The 16,023-nt window shown below is 44.6% G+C and carries 16 protein-coding genes; 6 read left to right on the forward strand and 10 right to left on the reverse strand.

Going from position 1 to position 16,023, the window contains the following annotated elements:
- The 3 genes from BK120_RS35780 to BK120_RS32895 all read left to right on the forward strand — a co-directional run.
- Positions 1–354: hypothetical protein (locus tag BK120_RS35780; RefSeq protein WP_218639611.1), on the forward strand; the 354-nt coding region annotated here is incomplete at its 5' end.
- Positions 355–594: 240 nt separating this feature from the next.
- Positions 595–1,560, forward strand: coding sequence for an ATP-binding protein (locus BK120_RS32890; protein ID WP_076271688.1), 966 nt, complete (start codon positions 595–597; stop codon positions 1,558–1,560).
- Between the two features lie 27 nt (positions 1,561–1,587).
- Positions 1,588–2,466 carry a tetratricopeptide repeat protein gene (locus tag BK120_RS32895; RefSeq protein WP_076271689.1) on the forward strand — a complete coding sequence of 293 codons (879 nt, stop codon included), beginning with the start codon at positions 1,588–1,590 and terminating at the stop codon, positions 2,464–2,466.
- 49 nt (positions 2,467–2,515) lie between these two features.
- On the opposite strand, the gene BK120_RS32900 is transcribed toward BK120_RS32895, so the two are convergent.
- The 7 genes from BK120_RS32900 to BK120_RS32930 form a co-directional block, all read right to left on the reverse strand.
- Complete coding sequence (locus tag BK120_RS32900; protein WP_076271690.1) at positions 2,516–3,538, reverse strand: S-layer homology domain-containing protein; 1,023 nt, start codon at positions 3,536–3,538, stop codon at positions 2,516–2,518.
- A gap of 165 nt (positions 3,539–3,703) precedes the next feature.
- On the reverse strand, positions 3,704–5,146 hold the full coding sequence (locus BK120_RS32905) for a nicotinate phosphoribosyltransferase (protein ID WP_076271691.1): 1,443 nt from the start codon (positions 5,144–5,146) through the stop codon (positions 3,704–3,706).
- Positions 5,147–5,284: 138 nt separating this feature from the next.
- A complete protein-coding gene (locus BK120_RS32910; RefSeq protein ID WP_076271692.1) occupies positions 5,285–5,884 on the reverse strand; it encodes a response regulator transcription factor in 600 nt (199 codons plus the stop codon).
- Positions 5,885–5,915: 31 nt separating this feature from the next.
- Complete coding sequence (locus BK120_RS32915; protein ID WP_076271693.1) at positions 5,916–7,034, reverse strand: sensor histidine kinase; 1,119 nt, start codon at positions 7,032–7,034, stop codon at positions 5,916–5,918.
- 155 nt (positions 7,035–7,189) lie between these two features.
- On the reverse strand, positions 7,190–8,245 hold the full coding sequence (gene desA, locus BK120_RS32920; RefSeq protein WP_076271694.1) for a Delta(5) desaturase DesA: 1,056 nt from the start codon (positions 8,243–8,245) through the stop codon (positions 7,190–7,192).
- Positions 8,246–8,489: 244 nt separating this feature from the next.
- Positions 8,490–9,722: an aminopeptidase gene (locus BK120_RS32925; RefSeq protein ID WP_076271714.1), complete on the reverse strand. Its 1,233-nt coding sequence runs from the start codon at positions 9,720–9,722 to the stop codon at positions 8,490–8,492.
- A 96-nt stretch (positions 9,723–9,818) separates the two neighbouring features.
- Positions 9,819–10,424 carry a TetR/AcrR family transcriptional regulator gene (locus BK120_RS32930; protein WP_076271695.1) on the reverse strand — a complete coding sequence of 202 codons (606 nt, stop codon included), beginning with the start codon at positions 10,422–10,424 and terminating at the stop codon, positions 9,819–9,821.
- A gap of 156 nt (positions 10,425–10,580) precedes the next feature.
- Here BK120_RS32930 and BK120_RS32935 point away from each other — a divergent pair, with 156 nt between their 5' ends.
- Together BK120_RS32935 and BK120_RS32940 are read left to right on the forward strand one after the other, a co-directional pair.
- On the forward strand, positions 10,581–11,468 hold the full coding sequence (locus tag BK120_RS32935) for an ABC transporter ATP-binding protein (RefSeq protein ID WP_076271696.1): 888 nt from the start codon (positions 10,581–10,583) through the stop codon (positions 11,466–11,468).
- Entirely contained in the window at positions 11,468–12,280 is an 813-nt protein-coding gene (locus tag BK120_RS32940) for an ABC transporter permease subunit (RefSeq protein ID WP_076271697.1), read from the forward strand. The genes BK120_RS32935 and BK120_RS32940 overlap by 1 nt, the downstream gene beginning before the upstream one ends.
- Positions 12,281–12,343: 63 nt before the next feature.
- On the opposite strand, the gene BK120_RS32945 is transcribed toward BK120_RS32940, so the two are convergent.
- Positions 12,344–13,300 (reverse strand): helix-turn-helix transcriptional regulator, encoded by a 957-nt coding sequence (locus BK120_RS32945; RefSeq protein WP_076271698.1) that lies wholly within the window; start codon positions 13,298–13,300, stop codon positions 12,344–12,346.
- Between the two features lie 128 nt (positions 13,301–13,428).
- Between BK120_RS32945 and BK120_RS32950 the strand changes: the two genes are divergently transcribed.
- Complete coding sequence (locus BK120_RS32950) at positions 13,429–14,313, forward strand: SDR family oxidoreductase (RefSeq protein WP_076271699.1); 885 nt, start codon at positions 13,429–13,431, stop codon at positions 14,311–14,313.
- Between the two features lie 8 nt (positions 14,314–14,321).
- Here the strand turns inward: BK120_RS32950 and BK120_RS32955 are convergent, their stop codons facing one another.
- Both BK120_RS32955 and speD read right to left on the reverse strand, forming a co-directional pair.
- Positions 14,322–15,191 (reverse strand): SDR family oxidoreductase, encoded by an 870-nt coding sequence (locus BK120_RS32955; protein ID WP_076271700.1) that lies wholly within the window; start codon positions 15,189–15,191, stop codon positions 14,322–14,324.
- Positions 15,192–15,198: 7 nt separating this feature from the next.
- Entirely contained in the window at positions 15,199–16,008 is an 810-nt protein-coding gene (gene speD, locus BK120_RS32960; RefSeq protein ID WP_076271701.1) for an adenosylmethionine decarboxylase, read from the reverse strand.
- Positions 16,009–16,023: the final 15 nt, after the last annotated feature.

Here is a 16,023-nt window from a genome sequence, read left to right on the forward strand (position 1 = left end):
CTAGTTTTTAGTTCTATTTGTTCGCATTTGGCCGGTTCGGCGGAAATAGTGCTAATTTCTAGTGCTATTCCCAACGACTTCGTGCATTTGAGACATATTGGAGGACAAGTATTGAAAATTAGACTAGTTTTTAGTTCTATTTGTGCAAATTTGGTCCATTTGGCGGAAATAGTGCTAATTTCTAGTGCTATTCCCAACGACTTCGTGCATTTGAGGCAATTTGGAGGACTAGTAATGAAAATTAGACTAGTTTTTAGTTCTATTTTTGCAAATTTGGTCCATTTGGCGGAAATAGAGCTAATTTCTAGTGCTATTCCCAACAATATCGTCCATTTGAGTCATATTCGAGGATAAGTAATGAAAATTAGACTAGTTTTTAGTTTTATTTGTGCGAATTTGGTCAGTTTGGCGGAAATAGAGCTAATTTCTAGTGCTATTCCCAACAATATCGTCCATTTGAGGTGTATTGGAAGTTGAATCCATAAACTTCACAAGAGAAGCCCTACTCTATCATATTTCTCTATAAAAACACACTGTAAACTCTCAAAATTTGGTACACTAGTAGCAAATTTGTTTTAAAAAAGGATGATGACCATGTCCGATCATAATGACCGTGATGATCTTGCTGATCGACGCCGCAGTAAGCTGAAGGTGCTTCGATTTGATAATAACGGTAAAGATTTAGTTGAATCCGAAAAGCCTGACGAAACCTTTGCGGACGTAGGCGGGCTTGAGGATGTTAAGAAAAAAATACGCATGAATTTCATATTGCCATTGAAGCAGCCTGAGCTGTTTGCAGCCTATGGCAAGGAAGCGGGCGGCAGCCTTCTGCTGTACGGGCCTCCAGGCTGCGGCAAAACCTTTCTTGCGCGAGCGGTTGCTGGAGAAATAGATGCTAATTTCATGCACATTGAGCTGCAGGCTATACTCGGCATGTATGTCGGTCAAAGCGAAAACAATTTGCATGACATTTTTGAGAAGGCTCGGGAAAATAAACCGTGCGTCATCTTTATCGATGAGCTTGACGCGATGGGCGGCAGCCGCAATCAGATGCGTCAGCATCATGACCGCATACTTGTCAATCAGCTTCTGATGGAGCTTGATGGACTTCGTACGTTCAATGATCAAGTATTTGTCATCGGAGCGACGAATACGCCTTGGTACCTTGATTCCGCGCTGCGCAGACCCGGAAGGTTTAACCATATGATTTTTGTACCGCCGCCTGAAGAATCGGAGCGTACAACCATCCTGCAGCTAAAGCTAGCTGGAAAGCCGCTTTCCCCGCTTGATTTAAATAAAATCTCGAAGGAGACCAAACATTTCTCAGGAGCGGATCTGGAGCAAATCGTGAAGGATGCCGTTGAGAGCGCACTGGAGCGTACACTTGATATTGGAGAAATTCAGCCCATATCGCAGGACGATTTGAAAAAAGCTTCGAAAAACCGAAAGGCGACTACTCTCGATTGGTTTGCCACAGCCAAAAACTATGCTACGTTCAGCGATATTAATCAGGACTATCAAATCGTTCTCGATTATATGAAACAAAGCGGTTTGAAATAAATCCGATATAGCGAGGTAGACATAGTTATGATGGAAATAGAAGAGGAAATGACCAGTAAACGATACGAGCGAATACAACAGCTCATGGGTTGGAAAAAGTTTAAGGAAGCATCTGTTGAGGCGCTTGCGTTAATTCAGGATACTCCAGAGGACCCCTATGCCTATGCACTGTTCGGGCAAGTTAGTCTATACATGGATAATCTGGATCAAGCCCTTCACTGGACAGAACAATCGCTTCAACGCGACCCGGAAAATGAATTAGCCTGGTTTGTTCGCAGCAATGCTTTTTATTCGATGGAAAATTGGAAAGCAGCCTTGGAATCGATTGCCGAAGGGCAGCGAATAGATCCTTATGAACCACATTATTATTTCTTGCTGGCTAATATATACAATAAGACAAGAAGGTATGAAGAAGCCCGGGATTTGCTATTAAAAGGACTTGAAATCTCTCCTGAAAATTCATTGTATCTCGCTAATTTAAGCTATAACGAAGCGTTGTTGAATCATTTTTCCGAATCAAAAATGCTGGCTAATCAAGCTTTGCGGCTTGATGTCGAGTCTGATATGGTTTACTTATATTTGGCATGGTCAGCAGAAAGACGGAACGATTACGACGACTATTTGCTCATGCTCAAGAACGCGATTAGATTAGATCCTGAAGACAAACAAATTCGCCAGGAGTTTCTCGAAGGACTGCAAAAAAATTATAAATTTTATCGTATCATGCTTTTGCCGGGAAATCTCTTGAAAAAGCTAAAGCCCTGGCAGGTTCTTCTCATTTGGATTGTGATTTGGATTGTCTTTAAGCCGCTCGTTATATTATTTATTATTCTTTATGTCGCGACGCACTGGATTACAAGGCTGCTCGTGCATGTAAAAGTGTTTGGCTGGAAACGAAGAAGGTGAGCAGCTTGTGCTCACCTTCTTTTTTACTCAAATCGAAGCCATGCCTATATTATTTAAGCACAATATCCAGCCGCATAATCGTTATATAAGCTTGTTGGCGCGTATACGTGCCTTTTGGGCTAAATTTATTGTTCCCAATGCCTTTCATGACATCATGCATCGACACAAAATCAACGCTCGGCTTTGCCCAGCTTGCTATGATGCTATTGTCTGCAAATGCCGAAGCGTCAGCTGGAACCTTATAGCCAAGCACCTTGGCTGTGTTCGTAAGCATGACCGCTGCTTCTTGCCTCGTGATGCTTCCGCTTGGATCAAACTTCCCATTTCCTTTACCTTTGACGATACCCATCAAATAAGCAGCTACTACTTCTTTAACCTTCGTATCCGTAAATGGATTATCGCTCAGGACAACTTGTTTTTCTGCTAAAATCTCATCAATCGTCTGGCTTTTCTCCACTTCAAGCAGTCTAATAATAATTTTCGCAAAATCTGCACGTGTGATTAGCTTCTTGTAGTTGTTTTGCAGCTCCGCTGGAATAAGCCCGGCTGATATCGCTTCATCAACCTCTATCTTTGCCCAAGCATCAGGTTGATCGCCTATTGCTGCGCTCGTGTCAATCTTAAAGAAGTAGCTTGCTCTGTCGCCTGTTGCCTCATCTAAGATGAACAATTCATAATAGGGAACGCCATAATCAAAGGTTACTGTTCCCGTCGTATTAGCGGGTAAAGCATTAACGAGCTCCTTCTTGCCGTTTATCGTCCAAGGTACTGGACTCGAAACCAAAACGCCATTTACCAAGCTATAACCAAATACAACAACGCTAGTATCAACCTTTGCTGTATAGTTCAGAACCGCTTTTTCTGGAACGAGTATCGAAGTAATTGTAACATCCTTATATACATCTCCTAGATCGTTGAACGTTAACGTCTCTTTCACTTCGCCCGATTTCTTCGAAATCGAATATGTATACTTATCCTTCGAAATCTCAGCTGCAGCAGCTGGCATTACGAATGAAAACGTCATTAAGCAGATTGTCAGCCATATCAAAACAGCTTTTTCCCTTCTTTTCATACCAGTACCTCCATGTTTAATGAAATGTATCTGCTATTAATTCAACAATACCAGTGGATTTCCCTTCATTTTCGACAAAACCGCTGCTTATAACACCTATACAATAAATAGCAAAAGACATTTGTGCACTTTCAGTGCGGCAAATGTCCTTTATTCATACTGTTACTATTGTTGATGCTTCTGTATCAATTCCCGCTTTAGCTCCCACGTCGCTTCACTTAAATTAACGCGGTACGCTTCCGCGTTGAGCTTACGCAAATATTGCGGCCAAAATAGTTCAAATTGTCCTTTATGATAGCTTCGAATTTGATCTAAGCTCGGCATATCATATACTAATTCGCCATCTGCAAAAATCGGCTTTAATAATGTTATCGCCTCATAATGAGTAATAAATTTATGAATATAAGAATGAACCGGGTCAAACAGTTTAATTCGCTCTCCCCTGTTTACATGCTGCTCATCCCTCAGCGTAATATAATCTGCTTCTGCTTTTCCAGTTGATGTGTTAATGATTCGGTAAAGCTGCTTGAAACCCGGTGTCGATATCTTCTCTGGATTAGCTGAAATTTTGATAACCGGCTCGTAGCTCCCATTTTTCTCACGCGCGACAAGCTTGTACACACCGCCGAGTGAAGGCTGATCCGCTGCGGTAATCAGCTTTGTACCGATACCCCATACATCAATCTTTGCGCCTTGTGACTTTAGGTTAGAAATAATAGCTTCGTCCAAGTCACTGGAGGCAACGATATTCACATAAGGCAGGCCAGCTTCATCGAGCATTTTCCGCGCCATTTGTGATAAATATGCTAAATCACCGCTATCAAGGCGGATCGCATTCATTCGTTTACCCTGGCTCTCTAGCATATGGGCGATCTTAATCGCGTTGGGAACTCCGCTTTTGAGCGTGTTGTACGTATCTACCAGCAGAGTTACATAGTCAGGCAGCGATTCCGCATAAGCTCGAAATGCTTCCTCCTCCGTATCATGCCCCTGCACCCAAGAATGGGCATGCGTGCCTTTGGCAGGAATGCCAAACAGCATGCCAGCCCTCATATTAGACGTCGCATGGAAGCCCGCAATATAAGTAGCTCTTGCTCCCCAAACCGCTGCATCTGCCTCTTGCGCACGCCTCGTTCCGAACTCAAGCAATACGTCATCTGGAGCAACCTGCTTAATTCGAGCAGCCTTCGTCGCGATCAACGTCTGATAGTTCATCATATTGAGGATAGCCGTTTCTATGAGCTGTGCTTCAAATACGCGTGCCTCAACGCAGAACAATGGTTCATTCGCAAAAACGAGCGTTCCTTCCTCTACCGAATAAATATTGCCTGTAAACCGAAAGCTGCGCAGCTCATCAAGAAACTCCTCTTTGTAGTTCTCTTCTTGCGTACGCAAATATGTAATTTCCTCTTCTCCGAAATGAAGAGATTGAATGTATTCCACAATTCTCTCCAAACCTGCGAATACAGCAAAGCCGTTATTAAAGGGAAGCTTGCGGAAATACGCCTCGAATACAACCCTCTCATCTTTGCTTCCTTGCAGCCAATGCGCGTACATCATATTTATTTGGTACTTATCTGTATGAAGTGTCAAATTTGTATAACTCATCCCATTAACTCCCTTCCCTAGTACTCTCTCCAATACCCGTTCCTTTAAGTCTTGAAAACAAAAAAAGCGCCGTTGAGATCGAATAACTCCGCTCAATAACGCATCATATTTTCACTTCGGTGCTCTTGTACCGGTACATTATTTGAACCAGCCCTTTTCTTTAAACCGAGTAATCGCCTCGATGCGGTTGCTGACGTCAAGCTTATCAAGAATGACAGATATATAGTTGCGAACGGTACCCGTCGTAATAAACAGCTCGCTTGCAATTTCCTTCGTGTTTTTCCCATCTGCTACGAGCACAAGCACTTCCTTCTCGCGCTCTGTTAACGGATTTTCTTGTCCGTATGCCTCATCTACAAGCTCCGATGCGAAGATCCGTCGTCCAGCCATGACGCTGCGAATCGAATTGGCAAGCTCCTCGCTTGGGCTGTCCTTTAGCAAATAGCCGCTAACTCCCGCTTTGAGAGCACGCTCAAAGTAACCGGATCTTGCAAATGTCGTCAAAATAATGACCTTGCAGCCCTGTCCCTTCAGCTCCTCAGCAGCATCAAGCCCCGTCTTGGCCGGCATTTCAATATCCATAATGCAAATATCAGGCTTATGCTCATGCACAAGTTTTATGGCATCTTCTCCATTGCTTGCTCTTCCGACGACCTTCATATCGTCTTCCAAGTCAAGCAAGGAAGCGAGGGCGCCCAGCAGCATGCGCTGATCCTCGGCAATGACGATTCTGATCATATTATCCCTCAATCCCCTTTTCAGCTAATCATTACATTTGTTTAATAACGTTCGGCACCTTAATAATGAGCGTTGCTCCGTCACTCGAAATGATATCTAGGCTTCCGTTCACGAATTCTAAACGCTCCTTCATGCCTTGTAGACCATGGCCTCCGTAGTTTCTAGCTTCATCAGGAATGCCTACACCATTGTCCTGCACCTTCAGCGACAGCTCTGTACGCGATGATTGAATCGTTACGGTGCACGTCGTTGCTCCGCTGTGCTTGACAACATTCGTTACCGCTTCCTTCAAACACATGCTGAGAACATTTTCAGTGAGCAAATTCGCAGTACCAAGCTTCAATTCTCCGACGAGCTCGAATTCAATTTCGGCAGCCTTCAAAATCTGCTTTACCCGAAACATTTCATCCTCAATTCTCGTCCCGCGCATCTGCGTAACCATTTCCCGCACTTCTTTAAGCGCGGTTCTCGCCGTCTGGCGCACATCATTGATTTCCGCTTGGGCTTGCGCTGGGTTCTTGACCATCAGCTTGCCGGCGAGGTCACTCTTCAAACCGATTAGCGACAGCTTCTGTCCCAGCGTATCATGCAAATCACGTGCGATTCGCTGCCTCTCCTCAAGCTTTACAAGTTCCGATATCCGCTTATTCGCGTCCTCAAGCTGCCCTTCGAGCTGACCCTGCTTGTTTTTGTTGTACGTGTTGAAGGGAAGCAGAATAACGACAATGAGACTAATGAGTATGAACGGAAACTGTGTAAAAAACAACGTGTTCTGTGTAGCAAATCCGTAATTGACCGTTACGAACGTACTGACAATATGAATCGTATACAGAGTAAAAAATCCAGCTCGATTCTGAATATGTCCGATAAAAAAAGCTAGAAAAATCGAAAAATAAACGTAACTGAACAATAAAGTCATCGCAATCGATATAATAATTTGCACACTCGTCCAGAAATACACTAGCCAGCCCTTAGACACAAACGATAGCCGGTAACAAATAAAAAATAAAATAATCATGATGATACCGGATACGGCTTCATAAGGGGAAGACGAACGAAAAATAAAATAAAAAGGCAAAATACAGAAGACGACCCACACATATGGGCTTAGACCTGTGTTTTTCTGAAAAATCTGATACCACTTGTTCATGGTCGTCCATCCTTTATCCCATGCCATACGATGGTTATGATTATTTTATAATCATTTTAGCATATACAACAATTCAAGTATTTATTTTCCTTGATGCTATATGCACTAGAAGCCAGCCTGTAAGGGCGTGGCTTCTGGTGTATGTTTAAATGGAGTTATTTAAATTTCAAGCTTGCTTGTGTCGCTTTTATTTTCTCAGATGCAGCTTTTGCTTTCCGAAGACGATGCTTGATCCCTTTGAAGCTGACAAATTTTTTGTCTGATTCATCCCAAAGACGGAACTGGAGTGATTCTAAGCTTTCGCTGATCGTAATCGTCGTCGCTTTGTGAAGCGGCGGCGTTGCATTATGCGCTTTTTCCAAGTTATAGTTCGGAACCTTTGGGCTCAAATGATGAACGTGGTGGAAGCCAATGTTGCCTGTAATCCATTGCAGCACTTTAGGCAGCTTGTAGTAAGAGCTTCCGTCAACGGCAGCTTTCACATAACTCCACTCGTCTTCATTCTCAAAATAAGAATCTTCGAATTGATGCTGTACATAGAACAACCATATGCCGAGCAGACCCGATACAAAAAACACAGGACCTTGAACAAGCAGGAATGCTTGCCAACCGATTGCCCAGATCAGAAGCGCGTAAGAGCCTACGATCAAAGCATTTGTTAAATAAGTGTTCATCCGTTCCTTGCGTCTAGCGCCTTTAACATTAAAGCGGTATTGAATAAGGAAAACACCGATTGGACCAAGTCCAAACATAACTAGCGGATGACGATACATACGATAGGCAAACCGGCGCATAAGCGGCGCAGCGGCGTATTCTTCTACCGTTAGAATCCACAAATCGCCAACGCCCCGTTTATCGAGGTTGCTGCTTGTTGCGTGATGGATAGAATGTGAATTTTTCCACTGTCTATAAGGGACAAGCGTAATGACGCCTGTAATTGTGCCTATGATATCGTTTGCTTTTTTGCTTTTGAAAAACGATCCGTGACAGCAGTCATGAAAAATGATGAAGGTACGAATGACGAAACCAGAAGTAAGCACCACCAACGGAGCAGTAAGCCAGTACGATATGGAAAGACTATAGTAAGAGGCATACCAGAGCAGAACGAGTGGCACTAAGGTGTTAATAAGCTGTCTGATGCTCGACTTTAAATCCGTTTTCTCAAATGGGGCAACTTCTTTTTTCAAGTGAGCATGTTTAAGCTCTGTCATCGCATTTTCCTCCTCAATATGACGCTTGGAGAGTATCCCGGACGTCTAACGCAGTATTCTAACTTTATTGTAAAGAAAACTGTCAGGTCATTGTAGTCATAAACGTCAATACGATGGCATGACATATGTCATATAGACATCTGGGAAGTTGTCTTATTTATGTAAAAGAACCCATAAAACAGAAAGAAGCTACCGGGAAGAAGCATTCGCCTCTTCCAGATAGCTCTTTATTTGCTAACCCTAATTAAATAGCCCAATTTCCTTTACGGAAGATAGGGACTACCTTTCCATCCTTCGTGATGCCATCGATATCCATTTCAGCTGAGCCGATCATAAAATCATTATGCGTGATGCTGGCATTTACGCCATTCTCAGCAAGCTCTTCTGGTGACATTGACTTGCCGCCCTCGATATTGAAAGCATAACCGCTGCCGATTGCCAGGTGATTAGATGCATTCTCATCAAACAACGTATTATAGAACAAGATGTTGGACTGCGAAATCGGCGACTCATGCGGAACGAGTGCAACCTCGCCTAGGTAATGCGCGCCATCGTCAATGTCTACAAGCTTCTGCAGGATGTCTTGGCCTTCTTCAGCCTCAACCTTCACAATACGTCCGGCTTCAAATGTCAGCTTGAAACGATCGATAATGTTGCCGCCATAGCTTAGCGGCTTCGTGCTGGATACATAACCGTTTGCGCCTGTTTTTAACGGAACTGTAAACACTTCCTCGGTTGGCATATTCGCCATGAAAGGAATGTTGTTAATGTTCGTGCTGCCTGCAGCGACCCAAATATGCTTCTCCGGCAATTCAATCGTAAGATCCGTGCCAGGAGCCGTATAATGCAATTTGTGAAAACGGTTCTGATTGAGTGTCTCGCCCTTGCTGTGAAGATTCGCATTATGCTCTTCCCACGCTTTGACAGGGTTCTCAGCATGCAAGCGAACCGATTCAAAAATAGCTGTCCACAGCTTTTGGACCGCTTCCTCTTCCCCTGCTTCCGGATATACCTTCGCTGCCCATTGCTTGCTCGCTGCCGCAACGACTGTCCAGCTCACCTTATCCGATTGAATAGCTCTGCGGAACTCCTGCAAGCCTTGGCCAGATGCCTTCTGGAAGCTGGAAATGCGTCCGGAATCAATGCCTTTCAGCAAATCTGGGCTTGATGAAACGATGGAGATAAATGCTGCTCCGCGTTCCACAAACGAATTGCGTTTTGCCGTTTCCCATTCGGGATAACGCGCAAATACTTCGTCTGCTGCTTGCTCATATTTTAATCTGGACAATGAATCGTCAGTCCACTCCACATGGACGTTGCTCGCGCCTGCTTCATAGGCTTTGCCGGCTACAAGTCTAACGAGTGCTGCTTGATCGACAGCTCCTGTAACGAATACCTCTTGGCCCTGCTGTACGTTCACTCCAATTTTTACAATCAACTCTGCATACGTATCTAAATGATGTTCAAATCCACTCATGATTTCGTATTCTCCCTTCATTCATACCTCTATGTACAAACATGCTGCAGCCTAAATTGTATCGAATATACAAGCCCATAGTCAAATAACATGGACCTACGAATTAGACTCTGGTCCAGAGCTGCAAATACCATAAAAGAAGAGATGAATGAACTCATCAAGAAAATCGTCTACTTGTTCGCTTTGCTGCGCCAAATCTAGGAACATGTGGGATTGCGCTTTTAGCATATTGATATAAGCGATAATGGTCGGAGTCGATACCTTCTTCGAGATCTCGCCCTTCCTTTTCCCTTCCTCTACAAATTTTACGACGAGCGGCATTCCCTTTGTTCGATAAAGCTCTTCAATATATTGATTCGTTTCGTCATCAATCAGGAACTGTGTGAAAAATTCGGGAGTAAAGGCGCGATAAGCTTCCTTATCTACAAAAACGATATATTGAATGATCTCCTTTAAGGAGTGATCACCTTGAATGAATGTTTCAAAATCGGTAATGCTCTTATCAATAAATTGTTTGAATACCTCGCTAAGCAGTGCTTCCTTGCTGCCGAAATAATTGTAAATCGTCACTTGAGATACTTCAGCTTCCGCTGCAATATCGGCGATTCGTATTTTTTTGGGCTCCCACGTCTTGAGCATGTCTAAAACCGTCTTCTTAATCTTCTCCTTGATTAATTCCTTCCTTCTCTCAAAACCGTTCATACTGCCTCCTGCAATCACGTCTATTTTAATTTAATGAAATTATAGCACATCTATATTTCATAACCCATTGACTTCTAACCCTAACGAAATTATCATAAATAATGAAATCAAACAATAAAATAATTTCATAATTATAAATGCGGGGTGCAGCGGTATATGTTAATCGTTGAGGGGCTGACTAAGCTTTTTCGGAATGGCCGCGGCATTACAGATGTGTCATTCACGGTAAACAAAGGTGAAGTGTTCGGTTTTTTGGGACCTAATGGTGCAGGAAAATCGACGACTATACGCCACATCATGGGTTTTATGAAGCCGGATCACGGATGCGTGACCATAAAGGGACTCGACACCTGGGCGAAACAAGGAACGGTGCAGAAGTTTGTTGGCTATTTGCCTGGGGAAATCGCTTTTATCGAAGGAATGACAGGAAAAGCTTTTCTTGAATTTCTCTCCTCTATGCAGAGAGTGGATAGCTCAGCCAAGCGCCGGAGCCTAATCGAACGGCTGCAATTCGACGTCAACACGCCGATTCGGAAGATGTCCAAAGGCATGAAGCAAAAAGTCGGAATTGTCGCTGCATTCATGCATGATCCCGAATTAATCATTCTCGATGAACCTACCTCCGGCCTCGATCCTCTCATGCAGCAGACATTTATTGAGCTTGTTCTCGAGGAGAAGGCGAAAGGAACGACCTTTCTGATGTCTTCCCATAGCTTTACCGAGATCGAGCGAACCTGCGACCGCGCCGCGATTATAAAGGACGGGAAAGTAATGACCGTCAAAAACATACATGAGCTTCAGTCCGTGCAGCGCAAGCTGGTTGAGATTGTTTTCGAGCATGTGGCTGATGCTCATCTGTTCGTGTTATCGGGCACAGTGCCTATCGAATCACACGATGGCAGACGGGTCACAGTCGCCGTGCAGGGCAATTATAACGAGCTGATTCGAGAGACGGCCAAATACCCTATCCGCAGCCTCGATATAACCGCGCAAAATCTTGAGGACGTATTCATGCACTATTATGACCGGAAGGAGCTCGTCTGATGAACGCTCCCCTTTTTAAACAAATGATGAAGATCAATTTTAAAGGTATAAGCAACTATGCCATCGGCTCGGCCTTCTACATTTTGCTCATGTTCTGGCTGTATCCCGGCATCGCGCAAAACACAGGAGCACTTAACGAGCTTATGTCGGCTCTGCCCGAAGGACTTATGAATGCTTTCGGTGTCCAAGCCGGCTTCGGCAGCATGGAGGCCTTCATCTCGGGAGAGTATTACGGACTCATTTTGCCTCTTCTGCTCTCTATATTCAGCATCATGCTGTCGACGGGCCTAATGGCAAGGCTGGTGGATCAAGGCTCCATGGCTTATCTGCTGTCTACACCGACGTCAAGGCAGCGTATCGCCGCAACGCAAGCGAGTGTGCTCATCGCTGGGCTGCTGCTGATTATGATCGTTACGACAGCTGCAGGTTTTATTGGCTATGCCTTGTTTATCGGTGATCGATACGAATTTGACGGTTCCCGCTTCATTTTATTGAATGTGATTGCATGGATGCTATTTTTTGCAGTAGGCGGAATTTCCTTCTTCGTCTCTGCATTCTCTAGCGATGAAAAGAAAGCACTAGGCATCTCAGGGATCATTACATTCGGCATGTTCGGACTAGATATGCTCGGCAAAATAAGCGCAAATATAAACTGGTTAAAGTATTTCTCCCTCTTTTCATTATATAGGCCAAGCGAAATCGCAAGCGGCAGCAGCAACCCGTTACTCGCTTTGGTCATACTCTTCTTGATCGGTCTAGCTGGCTTTATGGCGGGCATCCTCACTTTCAGCAAACGAGACCTGCCGTTGTAATGCCTTATTAAGTATCGTGACACGCCAAAAAAGAGGAAGCCCATCGTCGGGCATCCTCTTTTTTTACAATTCGATATATAAACGGTTGATGGCCATTGCCTCAGCCATCACTTTTTGCCGCAGCTCTGCAGGCTCAACCGCTTCTATTCGTGAACCATAACTTAAAATAATTTCGCACGCCGATTCCAATCCTTGAAATTCAACTCGCGCCGATGACCAACTCGTTTTCAGTGAAGGGCTGCTTTCTACGATTTTCACATATCGTTCTTTGGATAGCCGAGAGAGCACCGTATCATGAAACGTAATAACTGCTGGATATTGCGGCAGTCTCTGCTTAAATTCACCCATGGACTGTTCCCAGTACTGAGCCAGATCAAAGTCTGCTGGACGTTCAAACCGCTCCTCCAGCATTTGGGCATCCAATAATCTTGAGATTCGGTACGTCCGTTTCCCCCCGTTCACCTCGCCAATTAAATACCAAACGTTGCGCTTAGCAACGAGTCCAAGCGGAGAGACGATTCGTTCGGCGATACCGTCCTCGCGATGATAGCGAATCTGCAATAATCGTTCTTCCCAAACGGCTTCCTGCACAATCGACAAAAATGGCATTAACTCTTCCATCTGATGCCAGCCCGCTCCATCAATATGAATCTTTTGCTTCATAAGTGCTGCCCCTCTGCTCACTTCAGCAGGAGAGGCAGCCAGTATTTTTTGAACGGCCGCTTCATAATGACTCGCAATTCCTAGATCGCTCAGTAGAGAAGATGGACTGCCAACGATAACAGACACTAATTCATCCGCATGCATACCCGTTAGATTGGTTCTATACCCCTCGGATAAAACCCACCCTCCGTGCACTCCCCTCTCCGCATAAACCGGAATGCCCGCTTCACTTAGCGACTCCATATCACGAATGATGGTACGCTCGGATACCTCCAGCTTTTCCGCAAGTTCTTTTGACGTCAATTTCCCGCTGTTTTGCATCAATAATAGGATGGCAATTAACCGTCCCGCTCTCATATGCTAAGCCTCCTGTGCCGGTCTTATTCGTTTTTTTCATTTTATCATGAATATATGACAGTAGCTGTCGTATATCGTTTGCTAAACTGACAAAGAGTAAACCAAAGAAATCGGAATGGAGAGATACAATGAAACCATTAGAGGGAAAAATCGCAGTCGTTGCTGGAGCTACACGAGGAGCTGGACGCGGTATTGCAGTAAGTCTTGGAGAAGCAGGAGCCACCGTTTACTGCACAGGAAGAAGCATTCGCGGCCAAGCCTCCGATTTGAACAGAGTAGAAACGATTGAAGAAACAGCCGAATTGGTCACTGCACGAGGAGGCGTAGGCATCCCGGTGAGAGTTGACCATACAGTAGAAGCGGACGTTCAGGCTTTGTTCGAGCAAATCAACAAGGAGCAAAATGGACAACTGGATGTGCTGGTCAATAACATTTGGGGAGGAGAAAAACTAACAGAATGGGGAAAGCCGTTTTGGGAGCATTCGTTAAGCAAGGGCCTGTTAATGCAAGAGCGTGCCGTAAAAGCTCATCTCATTACGAGCCATTATGGGGCTCCGTTGCTGGTGAAACGGAGAAAGGGACTAATTATTGAAGTAACGGACGGAATCGATTACCGTTATCGCGGGAGCTTGTTTTATAGCTTGGCCAAAATTTCGCCTATTCATCTTGCCGCAGCAATGGCGGCTGACCTTAAGCCCCATGATGTATCGGCTGTTGCTGTAACTCCCGGCTTCCTTCGCTCTGAGGAAATGCTGGAGCATTTTGAAGTAACGGAAGAAACGTGGCTTGATGCTGTGCATGGCGGCAAGCCAGATGCCGAGCATTTCAGCCAATCGGAAACGCCATATTTTGTTGGACGCGGAATCGCAGCTCTTGCAGCAAGCAGCGATTTGCTTGAAAGATCCGGACAAGTATTCCCAAGCTGGCAGCTGTCTGATGAGTTCGGCATAACCGACGTCGATGGCAGACAGCCGCACTGGGGAAATTATGCGAAGCAGCATGGTTTCTTGTAAGGCTTACTTTACCCGTTTACAACTTCTCCGCCGTTAATATGCAGCATCTGGCCTGACATATAACTGGAATCATCACAAGCTAGGTAGACATAGGCAGCTGCTAACTCATGCGGCTGTCCTGGTCGTTTCATCGGTGTATCTGAGCCAAAAGTGGCAACGGACTGTTCATCGAATGTCGCTGGAATAAGCGGCGTCCAGATCGGTCCGGGAGCTACGCCGTTAACGCGAATACCTTGCTCAGCCAAATTCACTGACAATGCGCGCGTAAAGGAAACGATTGCTCCTTTTGTAGCGGAGTAATCAATTAACGTCGGATTGCCTTTGTATGCCGTTATAGATGCCGTATTGATGATGGAGCTGGATGCCTTCAAATGCGGCAAAGCGACGATCGTCAAATAGAACATGCTGAACACATTCGTTCGGAACGTAGCCACCAGCTGATCCGACGTAATATCCTCAAGCTTCTGCTGCACATGCTGCTCTGCCGCGTTATTCACCAAAATATCCAGCTTGCCGTACTCCTTAATCGTCTGCTCAATGACACTTTTGCAAAAATCCTCTTCGCCGACGTCGCCAGCTATAAGCAAGCATTTCACGCCAGCTTTCTCTACAACTTCCTTCGTCTTCTCTGCATCGTCATGCTCATTCAAATATACGATCGCTAAATCCGCACCCTCTTTGGCAAAAGCAACGGCTACCGCGCGGCCAATGCCGCTATCTCCACCCGTAATAATAGCTGTCTTCCCTTTCAGCTTGCCTGCCGCTTTATATGAATCCGATTCAAAAATCGGCAGCGGCTTCATCTCGGATTCAATGCCCGGTTGACGGTTTTGATGCTGCGGCGGGTTAATATTTTTTTGTGATGACGAATTAGACATGAGAAAATCAGCTCCTTATATTTTTTCCATAAAAGATTTCATCCATCTCGGTCTTTAATCTTCTCGTAATTTCCTCTTGCTCTATGGTTGACAACGAATCCTTCGTATAGCCGAACAAATAGTTGTTCAAATCAAATTGCTTCAGCTTGCATTTGGTATGAAACACATTTTCTTGATAAATATTAACGTCGATCATGTCATACAAAAGAGATTCCTTCTTCGGTATGTAGTTCTGAATCGAGTTAATATCATGATCAATAAAAAGTTTATAACCATTAATGTCGCGAGTGAAACCTCTCACACGGTAATCCAGCGTCATAATATCGGTATCAAACGAATGAATCAGGTAGTTCAGCGCTTTTAGCGGTGAAATCTCGCCGCAGGTCGATACATCAATATCTGCACGGAACGTGCTTATCCCTTCGTTCGGATGATATTCCGGATACGTATGAACCGTTATATGGCTTTTATCCAAATGCATCACTACAGAATCAGGCAAGGGACCCGGCGATTCTTCAAACGACTCATTGGGTCCGCCAATTACCGGCCCTTCCGATACGAGCAAAGTAACGCTGGCGCCCTGCGGCTCATAATCCTGCTTTGCAATATTAAGCACATGTGCTCCGATAATATCCGATACCGTTTCCAATATATTCGTCAGCCTATCCGAATTATATTGTTCGTCTATATAGGCGATATATGCTTCACGCTCTTCTTTCGTTCTCGTATAACACACATCATACATATTGAAGCTGAGTGACTTCGTTAAATTATTAAAGCCATGCAGCTGAATTCTTTGTTCCGGTGTAAGTTTCAAGCGCACATCCTCCTT

This window comes from Paenibacillus sp. FSL A5-0031, from assembly GCF_001956295.1.
GTDB lineage: Bacteria > Bacillota > Bacilli > Paenibacillales > Paenibacillaceae > Pristimantibacillus.

What these genes read in the sequence shown, in the direction of transcription:
- BK120_RS32890 (WP_076271688.1), top strand. Translation starts at nt 595, where the DNA reads ATGTCCGATCATAATGACCGTGATGATCTTGCTGATCGACGCCGCAGT.
- BK120_RS32895 (WP_076271689.1), top strand. Translation starts at nt 1,588, where the DNA reads ATGATGGAAATAGAAGAGGAAATGACCAGTAAACGATACGAGCGAATA.
- BK120_RS32900 (WP_076271690.1), bottom strand. Translation starts at nt 3,538, where the DNA reads ATGAAAAGAAGGGAAAAAGCTGTTTTGATATGGCTGACAATCTGCTTA.
- BK120_RS32905 (WP_076271691.1), bottom strand. Translation starts at nt 5,146, where the DNA reads ATGAGTTATACAAATTTGACACTTCATACAGATAAGTACCAAATAAAT.
- BK120_RS32910 (WP_076271692.1), bottom strand. Translation starts at nt 5,884, where the DNA reads ATGATCAGAATCGTCATTGCCGAGGATCAGCGCATGCTGCTGGGCGCC.
- BK120_RS32915 (WP_076271693.1), bottom strand. Translation starts at nt 7,034, where the DNA reads ATGAACAAGTGGTATCAGATTTTTCAGAAAAACACAGGTCTAAGCCCA.
- desA (WP_076271694.1), bottom strand. Translation starts at nt 8,245, where the DNA reads ATGACAGAGCTTAAACATGCTCACTTGAAAAAAGAAGTTGCCCCATTT.
- BK120_RS32925 (WP_076271714.1), bottom strand. Translation starts at nt 9,722, where the DNA reads ATGAGTGGATTTGAACATCATTTAGATACGTATGCAGAGTTGATTGTA.
- BK120_RS32930 (WP_076271695.1), bottom strand. Translation starts at nt 10,424, where the DNA reads ATGAACGGTTTTGAGAGAAGGAAGGAATTAATCAAGGAGAAGATTAAG.
- BK120_RS32935 (WP_076271696.1), top strand. Translation starts at nt 10,581, where the DNA reads ATGTTAATCGTTGAGGGGCTGACTAAGCTTTTTCGGAATGGCCGCGGC.
- BK120_RS32940 (WP_076271697.1), top strand. Translation starts at nt 11,468, where the DNA reads ATGAACGCTCCCCTTTTTAAACAAATGATGAAGATCAATTTTAAAGGT.
- BK120_RS32945 (WP_076271698.1), bottom strand. Translation starts at nt 13,300, where the DNA reads ATGAGAGCGGGACGGTTAATTGCCATCCTATTATTGATGCAAAACAGC.
- BK120_RS32950 (WP_076271699.1), top strand. Translation starts at nt 13,429, where the DNA reads ATGAAACCATTAGAGGGAAAAATCGCAGTCGTTGCTGGAGCTACACGA.
- BK120_RS32955 (WP_076271700.1), bottom strand. Translation starts at nt 15,191, where the DNA reads ATGTCTAATTCGTCATCACAAAAAAATATTAACCCGCCGCAGCATCAA.